Source organism: Microcoleus sp. S1D4, assembly GCF_036700765.1.
Classification (GTDB): Bacteria; Cyanobacteriota; Cyanobacteriia; order Cyanobacteriales; family Microcoleaceae; genus Microcoleus.
Genome location: NZ_JAUBPP010000011.1, coordinates 191463 through 204570, shown reverse-complemented (window position 1 = coordinate 204570; position 13108 = coordinate 191463). Strand labels below are relative to the sequence as shown.

Below are 13108 nucleotides of genomic sequence, written 5' to 3'. Positions count from 1 at the left end.
GCATGGGGTTAAAGATGTGACGTTAAACGAGGATAACGATATTCGTCGCGGTGGCAATGCACCTGCTAATTGGGCAATGGTCAGGCAATTTTTAGTGTCATTGGCTCGAATGAAAGGTACTCATATTTTTCCTGAAGCTTTAAGATTAATGGCTAATCAAATAGAAGATTTTAGTGAGTTGCTTTTTGATTTATCTGGTCAAGATAAACCTGTTAAATGCCTCGCATAAAGTTGGTCAATAGCCTTCATAACCTTGATTTCGCCTCTCGACAATTAATCCACCCTGACTCCCCCTTAATAAGGGGGACTTTGAGTAACTTTTTGTCCCTCCCTTTTTTTAAGGGGGAGTAGGGGCAAGCTAGAGAGGTATCGGCTTTATATGAACCGTATTGAGTTATTAGTGATGGCTGCTGAGTCGATAACCAATGCCGTAAACTGTTTCGATAAAATTTTCGGAACTTCCGGCTGCTTTGAGCTTGCTACGCAAATTTGTGATGTGAGTTTTGACTGTTCCTTCTCCTGAAGCTTTATCAAAATTCCACAGTTTATCTAAAATTGCAGAGCGTGTTAAAACTTGAGTGGGACTTTTTAAGAAACATTCTAATATCATATACTCTTTGGGAGTTAAAGATAAGGCGTTTCCTGCATAAGTAACGGTGCAGCTAGTGGGATTGAGTTGTAAATTACCGTGGGTTAGAATGAGGGGTTTGGTTTCTGGAATTCTCCGAGATAAAGCTCTAATTCTGGCGGCTAATTCTTCTAATTCAAAGGGCTTAACTAAGTAATCGTCAGCTCCTGCATCGAGTCCAATGACTCTATCTAAGGTGGTATCGCGTGCTGTCAGCATCAAGATGAGAACGTGAGAGCGATCGGCACGCAGACGCTTGCACAGTGATATACCATCTAATTTGGGCAGCATTAAATCTAACAAAATTAGGTCGTAATTGACCGATCGCGCATATTCCCAACCCTCTAGCCCGTCAGTCGCTATATCTACAACGTGGTTTTGATGCCTTAAGTCTTCTGCAAGGGGTTTGACAATGCGAAGATCGTCTTCAACTAACAAAATTCTCATTTTTTTATATCGAGATATCTTTCTCAACAGTATGATATCGTGCCCGGTCGATCGATCGCAATAAGATTATTTCGCAGCATAGGACTTAAGTCCGATGCTGCTGTGGATGCAAGGTGGCACTACTAAATGTTTTTGATGATTGTCTATTTATCGGACATGAGATGAGTTGTTTTAGGTGCTAAAAATTTTCTAAATTGAGCGTACAAAGCTGGCAAAACTAACAGAGTTAAGGCAGTAGAAGTAAACAATCCACCCAACACCACAACCGCCAGAGGTTGCAAAATTTCTTTGCCTGCGCCTGTACCAACTACCAGGGGAACCATGCCTAAAGCAGAGGTAAAAGCTGTCATCAAAATCGCCACCAATCTTTCCATCGCACCTTCCTTAATTACTTCCTTGAAAGGCATTCCCTTGCTTAGTTTTTGATTGAAATTATCCACCAAAAGCAAACCGTTACGAACCGCGACTCCAAATAAAGTGATAAAACCCACAAGTGAAGCTACAGAAATGATGCCACCACCGATCGCAATCGAGAAAATTCCTCCTACTAATGCCAGGGGTAAGTTAATCATAATCATAATTGCACTCGCAAAAGATTTAACGGCAAAATACATCAGCACCGCAATAATTACTATTCCTAAACTACCAAATATTAGTAGGTTTTGAGTCGCCCGTTCTTCCGATTCAAATTGTCCGCCATATTGAATAAAATAACCTGAAGGCAAGATGGCCTGCTGTTGTACTTTCGTCTTAATTTCATTAACAACTGAGCGTAAATCTCGTCCTGACACATTCGCAGCCACAACCAAGAAACGAGAAACATTTTCGCGGTTGATGGTATTAGGGCCAGTGCTGTATTCAATTTTTGCGACTTGTGCTAGTGGGATCTTCTGTCCCGAAGGAGTATCAACTAATAAGTTGCGGATAGTATCAATATTACTGCGATTTTCCGGTTTCAACCACACCAACAAATCGAATAACTGCTGTTCTTTAAGGACTTGAGATACAACTTTTCCATTCAAGGCAGTTTCTATAGTTTCTGTAAGACTTCCAATGGTAAGTCCGTAACGTGCAGCCAAAGCGCGATCGAATTTAATCTGTAACTGACGAATAGGAATTTGTTGTTCTAACTGCAAATCAACAATACCTTTCACCTGACTCATAGCTGTTTCTACTTCCTTCCCAATCGCTCTTAATTCTGTCAAATCAGGACCAAAAACTTTCACCGCGATCGCACTTCTGACTCCTGAAAGCACTTCATCCATGCGATGGGAAATAAAGCCTCCCACGCTAGTAGCCACACCGGGTAATTTATTAAATTCCTCTCTAATTTTAGCAATACTTTCTTCTCGATTATTAATACCAATATCGCTTAGTTCTACATCCAAATGTCCTAGATTTACCCCAGCGGCATCAGCATCACCGGGCGCACGTCCCGATCGCAATTGTACAGCAGTAAATCGAGGGTCATCTTTGAGAGCATTCTGCATTGAAAGTCCCATATCATTAGTAGCAGACAGGGAACTCCCAGGATAAAGTAACATTGTATTAACTAAAGATCGCTCTTGAAATTCGGGTAAAAATACTCTTCCTAGTGAGGGAAGCACAATTAAGGAAGCAATAAAAGCAGCGATGGCTGGCAATAAGATGAATTTCGGACGATTAATTGCCATATTCAAAGCAGGACGATAAAGCCGTTGGCTAAATGCTGACACCCAAGTATCATCCGATGGCAATTGACGATTTGCTAATAAGATAGCGCAAAGAGCAGGGGAAAGAGTCATGGCGACAAAAGTAGAGGCCACAATAGAAACTAAGTAAGCTACTCCCATTGGGGTAAAGATTCGCCCTTCTACTCCGGTCAAAGAGAAAATTGGAGCAAATACAATCACAATAATTACTGTAGAGAAAATTACACTGATGCGAACCTCTACCGAAGTGCTGTAAACTATTTCAAAATCTTCTTTAGGCTTACCATCTATTTGATTTTTTCGCAATCCCCGATAGCAGTTTTCCATATCCACAATGGAGTCATCCACAACTGAACCAATTGCTACTGCCAATCCGCCCAAAGTCATAGTATTTATGCCTTCTCCAAACCATGATAAAATTAACATTCCGATCAAAACGGACAAGGGGATTGCGCTGAGAGTGATGACAGTTGTGCGCCAATTCATCAAAAACATCAGCATGATTATTGAAACAATTATGATGCCATCTCGCAGGGAATTTAGCACATTTTCAATAGCAGAATCAATAAAACTTTCTTGGCGAAAAGTCACTTCTACTTTCACATCCTTCGGTAATCCTGCCTGCACTTCCTCCATTGCTTTTTCAACGGCTCTGGTTACAGTTGGAGTATCGATTTGAGGCTGCTTGTTTACCAGTAAAATAACTCCCCTTTGACCGTTGATACTACCATCTCCTCTAGCTAGTGCTGCTCCTAATTTTACCTCTGCCACATCGCGCAGTTTGATGGGTTTTCCATTTCTAGATATTACTACTGATTCGGCCAATTCTTGAATGGTTTCAATCCGACCTACGCCCCGAATTATTTCTTCGCGATCGGGTGTAATCAAAAATCCCCCAGAGGCATTGGTATTTGATTGTTCTGCTGCTTTTGTCACCTCTTCTAAAGAGATATTCAATGCAGTTAATTTGACTGGATCTACTAAAACTTGATACTCTCTGACATCGCCTCCATAGGCAATCACCTGTGATATTCCCTGTACAGCTAGTAATCGGTTGGTAACATTTCGATCGACTAATCTTCGCACTTCCATTAAATCAGTTTTTGGCTGATTTTCTTCGGCTTTTATGGTAAAGGCATACATTAAAATTGTGCCTATCGGAGAAGAAATAGGAGATATTTGTGGTTCTTCAATACCTTGAGGCAACTTCGATCGCGTTTGCTGTAAACGTTCAGCAACGAATTGTCTCGCTTGATAAATATTTGTATTGGCTTTGAAAATTACTTTGACAACTGAAATACCTACCGCCGAAGAGGAGCGCACAGTTTCTACCCCCGGAGTTCCATTGACTGCGCTCTCAATTGGTAAAGTAATTAAAGACTCTACCTCTTCAGGGGCTAATCCAGGGGCTTCGGTTTGAATTTCTACTTGAGGCGGGGCAAAATTAGGAAAAACATCAAGGGGCATTTTAGTTAAATTATAACTACCCAAAAAAGTGACTAGAATTGCACCGATTACAACTAGCCAACGTTGAGCGATCGACCATCTGAGGATTGAATTAAGCATTTTTTAGACAATTCATTTATAATTCTTAAAATTTTGCCTCAGTTAAATAAAGAAGCAATTATTTATTTCAAAATCTTAATTTCTGACTCTTCAGTTTTAACGTGATGGTTGTGATTGTGTAGCAATTCATCGTCAATGGCTGGTTGAGAGATGGAAAAACTATTATTTGCAGCATCTGCTATTACTGGGAATTTGCGCCGATTTTCCCAAAATACTCCGGCGGCAAAAGTTAGGGATGCGATCGCAATTCCTCCCCCAACTCCCGCCCACAACGGCACGGGTAAATTATTCAAATTAGCTGCTGTTACTTTCGGAGTTGCCTCTTGCTTTTCCCCGGTTTTTGAGGGTTGGCTGCCGCCCCGCAAAGATTGTGCGTAAAGTTGAGGCGCGCGCTGCGTTACTATCAAATCTCCCTCGAATAAACCACTCTTAATTTCAACTAAATCTCCGGCTGTTTGACCGAGTTCAATGTCAACCGCTTGATAAGCATCGCCATTTTTAACGTAAACTGTTGTTTTACCGTTAACATCTACTACCGCTGCGATCGGAATTGCTAAAATATTTGTGGCGGTTTTGTCGGTTAAAATCTCCAATTCTGCAAACTGTCCCGGCTTTAATTCGCCCTGACTATTATCTAGTTCTGCTTTCACGGGCACTACCCGCGTTTCTCCTTGCACGGATGAGCCAATTAAGGTGATTTTTCCCTTGAAAGTGCGATCGCCCAAATTAGCAACTTTCACGCTGACTTCCTGGCCCTGTTTTACCTGATTCAGGTCTTTTTCGTAAATATTGGCTGTGGCAAAAACGCGGCTGTCATTTAAGAGAGTCATCAACGGTTTTTCAGCGCTTACGGACTCTCCTGGGGTGATTTCGCGATCGGCTACCGTGCCAGAAATCGGAGCGATAATAGTAACAAATCCTTTGTCATTGGCAATAGTTCCTAATTGTTGGAGCCGCGCTTGATAGGCTGCATCGGCCAAGCGAATCCGCGACTGAGCGACTTCGACCGCAGTTTTGGCGCGTTTGACTTGGTTCTCGGCTTCCAACACTTCCCGGCGGCTCAGAGCCTTGGTGAGTTGAGCTTTTGCTTCTGCTACTCTGCCTTGAGAATCGCGCAATTCCCGCATTGGCAGGTCTACTTCCGCTTGTTTAATTTCGGTTTCCGCTTTGATAACTTCGGGACGGCTTTTTGCCTTAGCAACAGCCGCTTTGGCTTGGGCGAAGTGGGCTTGCGATTCCAGCATTGTCCGCCGCGCGATCGCCCCTGCGGCTACTAATTCTTTATCGCGATCGAACTGTTCTTTAGCCACAGTTAATTCTATTTCAGCTTGCGCTATTTCAGCTTGCGCTATTTCAACTTGACGCTGATAGTTTTCTTGAGCAACTTTCACAACCGAACGATTGTTTACTAATTCTTGCTCTCGCTGGTACTGCTGAGTTGCTGCTGTTAGTTGAGTTTTGGCTTGGGCGATTTCCGCTGCAGATATTTGAATTTGGCGATCGTAATTTTCTGTAGTTAGTTTCAAATCGCCTTGCGCTTGCTGCAAATCCGCCTCAGCTTCGGCACGTTTTGAGAGAGATTCAACCCGCAACTGTCCTAATTCTGAACTCGACAAAACAGCAACCGATTGATCTTTTGATACTTTGTCCCCAGGCTTAACTAGCAACTCTACCACTTTGCCAGCAACCGAAGCCGTCACTTCTACCTTTTGGTTGGGCAAAGTTTCAATTTGTCCCGTGGTTTTGATGCTTATATCTAGTCGCTGGCGAACCGCTGGGGAGACTTTAATTCCTAACCGTTTTGCGGTGACGGCATCGACAGAAATAGCAGCAGGAGCTTGAGAGGTTTCGCCGCTTTGGTTAAATTCATTTCCGTGTCCCGCGTGGGCGAAAACAGCCGCGGGAGAAGTTAGCACCATTAGGCTGAAAAAAGTTCCCGAAAAGGTACTAATAATTGCCTGGGACTCAGAATATTTGTGCAATATCATTGTTGGCATTTTCCTAGAAATCAGGTTGAGTACCCAAGGCTTAGCGGTTGGTATTTTGCCAAAGTAAGTTAACCGAATTAACGGGAGCTACTTATCAGCCTTTTTCAATAAACGACGGCTAAGCAATGACTAAGAGCTAAATTTTCTCTCCTCAACCTAGTCTTTCACTGCCAAATGAAATTAGGATGAAATTTAGCCTCAGCAGCCCAGATGCCCTCCAGATTCTAAAATACGAATATAAATTTTGCCTAATGCCAAGGGATTGTGCTTTTTAGTTTCTTTCACTGTTGCGAGATATTCTTGCGATTTAATTTCTTTTGTCCATCCGTTCACTAGCTCCTGTACTGCTGCATTTGATTCAGATGTTGTGTTTAGTTCCAAGCTCTGCAATATCATGGAATACCGCTTTATTTTTTTGAGTGACTGTTATACTTTATAACAACTCCTGTTAAATTGTCTACAGTAATTTTACGTAAAAAATGTAATAAAAGGAAGTAGTAAAACTGCTGATAGTCTTAAAGAAGCGATATTATGGTTGATCCCTAACGCTTTGGCTACTATTTCCTTAGCTTAATTTCTGGCTGTTGTGATGCAAGTGTTTCCTGAACAATTAACAGAATGTGATTCGTTTCACTCATTTTCTGGCTTTGTGTCACATTTGGTTGAGCCAGCTAAATTACTGTTTGTACCAAGCTAGACGCCACTCTTTCATTTGCTGAATTTCTTGCTTTTGCGAAGTCACAATCTCTTGAGATAATTTTTTAATTTCCGGGCGTTTTGACTTCTTCAAGGCATCTTCAGCCATCACCAAAGCTCTTTCGTGGTGGGGAATCATAGCATTCAGAAACCGCAAATAAAATTGGTCGTCAGCAGCACCTAAATCCATGCTCATCATCATACTTTGCATCTGTTCGGGAGTCATTGCCATCATGTTACCCATTTGAGCTTGATAAGCCATTGGCGTACTGCTGGCTTTGGGATACCAATTTGTTCGCCACTCTTTCATTTGATTGATTTCGCGGTTCTGAGCAGCAATAATGTTATTTGCTAGTTTTTTCATTTCAGGGCGTTTGGATTTGTTAAGCACCTCTTTAGCCATGTTTACAGCACCTTGATGGTGTACTGTCATGCCATCAATAAATCGCAAATCATAGTCGGCATCAGCCGGGCCTAAATCCATTGACATATTGTGATTCATGCCACTCATGTTGTGGTTTTGTGCCACGTTTTGCTGGCTGCTAGCAGGGGTTGCTGCCGTAATATTTGGGGCTTGGGTTTCGCTGGAAGGAGCTTTTGAACAAGCTACTAGCACGCCGCTGGTGAGGGCGGTTAATGTCAGCGCTGCAAAGCCTGTTTTTAATGAGATTGATTTCATAGACTTTAGTTAAATCCTTAAAAATGCCATTTATATTGATGTTTTCACAGATAAATGAAATTAGGATGAAATTTTGATTCAGATTGGTAAATAATTATTATGTTGCCATCATTTAAATAAATATGTAAGGCGTGCAATGATTACCCTACAAGTAGAATCGGTATAAATCTCAAATCTTAAATCTCAAATTGACTTGACTCTCCTCCTTACAGGAGAGTTTACAATGAAGTTAATTCATTTATTGAGCAGAGTAGTTTCTGCTGAGGTTCAAATTATGACTCTACAATTAAAAGTTCCCAAGATGGCTTGTTCTGCTTGTGCGACTACAATCACAAAAGCAGTCCAAACAGTGGATTCAGATGCCACTGTTGAGGTGGATCTCAAGACAAAAGCTGTCACGGTTCAAACCGCTAAATCGGAAAGTGAGGTTAGAAAAGCGATCGCATCTGCTGGCTATCCTGTGGATTAATATTAAGGCTAACGCCAGCGAGTTCTAACTTTAGGAATACAGCAATTTCATTGTAATTTCATATTAGGGTGAAATGCTGAATATTACAAATGTAGCGTCCAGCCACCGCACCACTCATTTTGATCGCAATTCTCCTATGTAATTGGTCAATTCGGTTAGGCTAATTACTAAATACCTTGACAACCTGCGCTCTTATTCAGTTTAGGAGTAACCCCTATGGACAATCTCACACTTAAATTGCGGGGCATGAGTTGTGCTTCTTGTGCTTCTTCTATCGAACAAGCAATTCAGTCTGTTCCCGGCGTAATTGAGTGTCATGTCAATTTTGGCATGGAACAAGCAAGCATTCAATACGACTCTCAAAAAACCAGTGTAGCCACAATTCAAGAAGCTGTTGATGCAGCGGGATATGAAGCTTTGCCACTTCCAGAAATAGCGGCGGAAGAGGATGACAGCCAGCGAAAAGATCGTCAAGCTGAATCTCAATTGTTGCAGCGCAAACTCTACGTAGCAGGAACTATTAGCCTCATATTATTTGTGGGTTCGATTCCCGCTATGACTGGCTTGCATTTGCCATTTATTCCTAGCTGGCTGCACAATTTTTGGCTGCAATTAGTGCTGACAGCACCAGTACAATTTTGGTGCGCTAACTCATTTTATACGGGAGCTTGGAAAGCCTTAAAACGCCGACTTGCGACTATGGATACTTTGATTGCTTTAGGTACAAGCTCGGCTTACTTTTATTCTGTATTTGTAACATTTTTTCCGGGTTTTTTCATAGCTAAGGGTTTGATACCGAGCGTTTATTATGAAGTGTCATCGAGTGTTGTTGCTCTAATTTTGTTGGGTAAAACTCTAGAAAATCGGGCGAAGGGGGAGACTTCTGAGGCTATTCGGAAACTTATGGGTTTGCAAGCGAAAACGGCTCGGATTGTTCGCAACGGGGAAGAGTTGGAAGTGTCGATCGCCCAAGTGGAAATTGGCGACATCGTGCAGGTGCGGCCCGGCGAACAAATTCCCGTAGATGGAGAGGTGATTGAAGGTGCTTCAACCGTAGACGAAGCAATGGTTACGGGAGAAAGTTTGGCTGTCAAAAAGCAGGTTGGTGACGAAGTTATCGGCTCGACAATTAACAAAACGGGCAGCTTTAAGTTTCGCACTACTAAGATTGGCAAGGATACCTTTTTAGCTCAAATTGTCAAGATGGTGCAGGATGCCCAAGGGTCAAAAGCACCAATTCAAAAGTTGGCAGACGAGGTGACTGGTTGGTTTGTTCCGGCAGTAATTGCCGTCGCTTTAGCTACTTTTGTAGTCTGGTTTAATGCGACGGGAAACTTTACTTTAGCAACAATTACAATGGTGGAGGTGCTGATTATTGCTTGTCCTTGTGCTTTGGGTTTGGCGACTCCGACTGCTGTGATGGTCGGCACTGGAAAAGGTGCAAAAAATGGGATCTTAATTAAAGGAGCCGAAAGTTTAGAGTTGGCTCATAAAATTCAAGTCATTGTGTTAGATAAAACTGGAACTCTTACTGAGGGTAAGCCGACTGTTACTGATTTTGTCACAATTAAAGGAACGGAAAATAGCAATGAGTTAAAATTGCTGCAATTGGCGGCATCTGTCGAGCGAAATTCCGAGCATCCTGTGGGGGAAGCTGTTGTGAGATACGCTCAATCTCAAGAGGTTGATTTGACGGATGTTAAGGATTTTGAGGCGATCGCCGGGAGTGGTGTGCGAGGGGTTGTCGGCGGAAAGCCGATCGCCCTGGGAACGCTGAGGTGGATGCAGGAACTAGGTTGCGATACTGAATATCTGGAACTGCGCGCGAAAGCTTTGGAAGGTGATAGCAAAACGGTGGTTTGGATGGCATCTGAGGGCAAAATAGAGGCAATTCTGGGCATTGCTGATGCTCTCAAACCGTCGTCAGCGCAGGCGGTGAAAGCACTGCAAAAACTCGGTTTGGAGGTGGCGATGCTGACTGGGGACAACCGCGCGACTGCGGAGTCGATCGCCCGATCCGTTGGTATTACTCGCGTTTTTGCGGAAGTTAGACCAGACCAAAAAGCAGCTAAAATCCAAGCCCTGCAAGGGGAAGGAAAAATTGTCGCGATGGTGGGAGACGGGATCAACGATGCACCGGCTTTGGCCGCTTCAGATGTGGGAATTGCGATCGGCACCGGCACAGATATTGCGATCGCAGCTAGCGATATTACCCTAATTTCTGGAGACTTACAAGGCATAATTACAGCAATTCAACTTTCGCGCGCCACCATGCGGAACATCCGCGAAAATCTGTTTTTTGCCTTTATTTACAACATCGCTGGAATCCCGATCGCCGCTGGCGTTTTGTACCCAATTTTTGGCTGGCTGCTAAGTCCAATTCTCGCCGGTGCAGCAATGGCTTTTAGTTCAGTTTCCGTACTTACTAATGCTTTGCGCTTGCGTAATTTTAAACCAAAGTCTCTGGCCTAAATTAGGAGTAATTAGACAAATGTTGCACCATCGTCAAATGTGGGGAACTCTCGCGAGTTTAGGAATTGCGATCGGAATAGCATCGGGAGTTCAAGCTGCCGAACCCCTCGCTGCTTCTAATTCAACCACTCAATTTCGCAGCATCGAACAGCCGCTAGGTTTAAAAGTTGGTGTCACCCTCGGTGGTTTGACATTAATTGGTTTGGAGTTGTGGTGGTTTTTGTTCAGTAAAGCAAAAGGTCAGCAAGCTGAATCTATTCAGGGAATACAAGAGTTGACGATTACTGTAGACGGGGGTTACGAGCCTGCTAGTGTAGTTGTGAAATCCGGTCAATTAGTCCGGCTAAATTTCTTGAGGCGTGACCCGAATAGTTGTCTTGAAAAAGTGTTGTTACCAGATTTTCACATTGTGCGAGAATTACCTTTAAATCAGGTGACAGCTATTGAATTCACTCCTGAAAAACCCGGACGATACCTATTTACTTGCGGCATGAATATGTTTCGGGGTGTGGTGGAAGTACAAAAGTAAATCAAATAGACAGTTGTCAACCTGCTGCAACTGCGACGGTTGAGGCGCGAGTTTTTTCGGCAAGAAATCGCTAAAATAGATGAAAGCTTAAAAAATTTGGAGTGAGCTAAATGCAATTACTACACACGATGCTCCGAGTCTGCAACCTGGAAGAATCTCTCAAATTCTACACGGAAGTGTTGGGAATGAAACTGCTGCGGCAAAAAGATTATCCAGATGGGAAATTTACCCTGGCTTTTGTGGGCTACGGCGACGAATCAGACACTACGGTTTTGGAATTAACCTACAATTGGGGCGTAACAGAGTACAATTTAGGAGATGCTTACGGTCATATTGCGATCGGCGTTGACGACATTTACGGTACTTGCGAAGAAATTAAAGCCCGCGGCGGTAAAGTCAGCCGCGAACCCGGGCCGATGAAACACGGCTCAACTGTTATTGCTTTTGTAGAAGATCCAGATGGATATAAAGTTGAATTAATTCAACTAAAAAATCAAAGCAGCAGCAGTCATAAAATAGCTGCAACAAACGCATCCTAGAAAGTCTCTTTTTAGGGTGCCCGGAAACCAACTTTTGGAGTTAGTTTCTAACTCTACTTCTGGCGCACCCTAGTGATAGCAAATCCGGGTAATATACCTCCTTTACTCGCTCGGCGGTTGAAACCGCGTCTACACAAACAAAGTCGGCCTGCGCCGACTGGTTGATCGAGGGTATCCAAAACCCGGATTTGGTATTAACAATGCGACAATCCTGCACTGTTAGCAAACTGAAGTTTAGGGTTTCTTTTTGGGAGATTTGGGAGGTTGGGGAGATTTTAATATTTTGTCGGCGACCATTTTGTCAACGATTACGTCGCTGATAATCTTAGATCCGTGGGAGGTAAAATGCACGCCGTCACTAATTTTTACATAGCCTCGCTTCCCCGATTTGTCAGCAACTACCGGCACAAATTTTCCCGATTCTGCAAAGGTTTCCCAAGTAGAAATAAATTCAATTTTGGGAGAAGCTTTTTTAGCATTTTTATAAATATTGTTCATGACAGGAAAAGCTTTGATATACGGCGATTTATTAGAGTTAGATTGACCGATCCAATACACTTTTCTCACGGAGGACGAGCCAAGTAACTTGGCATATTTGTCTACTCTTTCTTGATAAGCTTTTTGCCATTCTGGGGTCAGAATTGCCCGATATTTTCCTTGAGAATCAATGATATCTTGAGGGTCGTTTCCTCCAAACAAAATTATCACTACATCTGGGCGGTAATCCTGGATGATTTTGCTGGTTCTGGCATACCAGTCATAATAATCTATCCGATTTAATCCGCTGGATACTTTGTAGTCAAGTTTTGTATCAGCGATGTTGTATTTGTTCTTAAGAGTGTTCTGGAGTTGAATTCCTAAATCGAACATTACGGAATCTCCAATAAATAAAAATTTGCGATAAGGTACGGTTAGTTTGGGTTTGGCTGGAGTTGATTTTTTTGCAGGTTTTGGGGGAGGAGGTGCGGATTTTGTGGCGGTTTGGACTGGAGAAGTTTCGGCTTTTTTGGGGATGCTATCGAAATTGATATCTTTGATTTTGCTCCAAAAATCTTGTTCTGATTTCCTGAAACTGTCTATTTCTATCTGCCGCGCGGCTTGTTTAATTCCGGGATTGGCGAAAGGAGTTGAAGCAAAGTTTTTGAGAAATAAGGATAAGTTGGAAAATATTAAGGTGAGAATTACAGAAATAACTATCAGTAAAATTTCTCGATCTTTCATAGGAAGGAAGAGGGAAGAGGGAAGAAGTCATTAGTCATTAGTCATTGGTTATTGGTTGTTAGTTGTTAGGGGCGGTGGATGGTGCGGGCCCGCCCTCTTAGTTGTTAGTTATTAGTCATTAGTCATTAGTGCTGTCCCCGCCGAGCTTTCCCTCCAACGTCATCAGGAAGAAGGAAGAAGGGA

10 protein-coding genes are annotated in these 13108 nt (G+C 42.8%); 5 read left to right on the top strand and 5 right to left on the bottom strand.

Annotated features, from left to right (window positions below; translation table 11 throughout):
• Positions 1 to 229: hypothetical protein (locus QT998_RS14205; protein WP_333218056.1), on the top strand; the 229-nt coding region annotated here is incomplete at its 5' end.
• A 168-nt stretch (positions 230 to 397) separates the two neighbouring features.
• Here QT998_RS14205 and QT998_RS14200 read toward each other — a convergent pair.
• The 4 genes from QT998_RS14200 to QT998_RS14185 form a co-directional block, all read right to left on the bottom strand.
• Complete coding sequence (locus QT998_RS14200; RefSeq protein ID WP_333090536.1) at positions 398 to 1075, bottom strand: response regulator transcription factor; 678 nt, start codon at positions 1073 to 1075, stop codon at positions 398 to 400.
• Positions 1076 to 1218: 143 nt separating this feature from the next.
• Positions 1219 to 4332 (bottom strand): efflux RND transporter permease subunit, encoded by a 3114-nt coding sequence (locus tag QT998_RS14195; RefSeq protein ID WP_333090537.1) that lies wholly within the window; start codon positions 4330 to 4332, stop codon positions 1219 to 1221.
• Positions 4333 to 4394: 62 nt separating this feature from the next.
• Positions 4395 to 6320, bottom strand: a complete 1926-nt coding sequence (locus QT998_RS14190) for an efflux RND transporter periplasmic adaptor subunit (protein ID WP_333090538.1) — start codon at positions 6318 to 6320, stop codon at positions 4395 to 4397.
• Between the two features lie 676 nt (positions 6321 to 6996).
• The gene (locus QT998_RS14185; protein WP_333090539.1) at positions 6997 to 7695 is read right to left on the bottom strand and encodes a DUF305 domain-containing protein; all 699 of its coding nucleotides are present in this window, start codon (positions 7693 to 7695) and stop codon (positions 6997 to 6999) included.
• A 274-nt stretch (positions 7696 to 7969) separates the two neighbouring features.
• Here QT998_RS14185 and QT998_RS14180 point away from each other — a divergent pair, with 274 nt between their 5' ends.
• The 4 genes from QT998_RS14180 to gloA all read left to right on the top strand — a co-directional run bounded on the left by QT998_RS14180 (position 7970) and on the right by gloA (position 11704).
• A complete protein-coding gene (locus QT998_RS14180) occupies positions 7970 to 8164 on the top strand; it encodes a heavy-metal-associated domain-containing protein (protein ID WP_193972516.1) in 195 nt (64 codons plus the stop codon).
• A 216-nt stretch (positions 8165 to 8380) separates the two neighbouring features.
• Positions 8381 to 10636 carry a heavy metal translocating P-type ATPase gene (locus QT998_RS14175; RefSeq protein WP_333090540.1) on the top strand — a complete coding sequence of 752 codons (2256 nt, stop codon included), beginning with the start codon at positions 8381 to 8383 and terminating at the stop codon, positions 10634 to 10636.
• 19 nt (positions 10637 to 10655) lie between these two features.
• Entirely contained in the window at positions 10656 to 11165 is a 510-nt protein-coding gene (locus QT998_RS14170; protein ID WP_333114848.1) for a cupredoxin domain-containing protein, read from the top strand.
• 110 nt (positions 11166 to 11275) lie between these two features.
• Positions 11276 to 11704: a lactoylglutathione lyase gene (gene gloA / locus QT998_RS14165; RefSeq protein WP_333090542.1), complete on the top strand. Its 429-nt coding sequence runs from the start codon at positions 11276 to 11278 to the stop codon at positions 11702 to 11704.
• Positions 11705 to 11938: 234 nt separating this feature from the next.
• Here the strand turns inward: gloA and QT998_RS14160 are convergent, their stop codons facing one another.
• Positions 11939 to 12925, bottom strand: a complete 987-nt coding sequence (locus QT998_RS14160) for an SGNH/GDSL hydrolase family protein (protein WP_333114850.1) — start codon at positions 12923 to 12925, stop codon at positions 11939 to 11941.
• Positions 12926 to 13108: the final 183 nt, after the last annotated feature.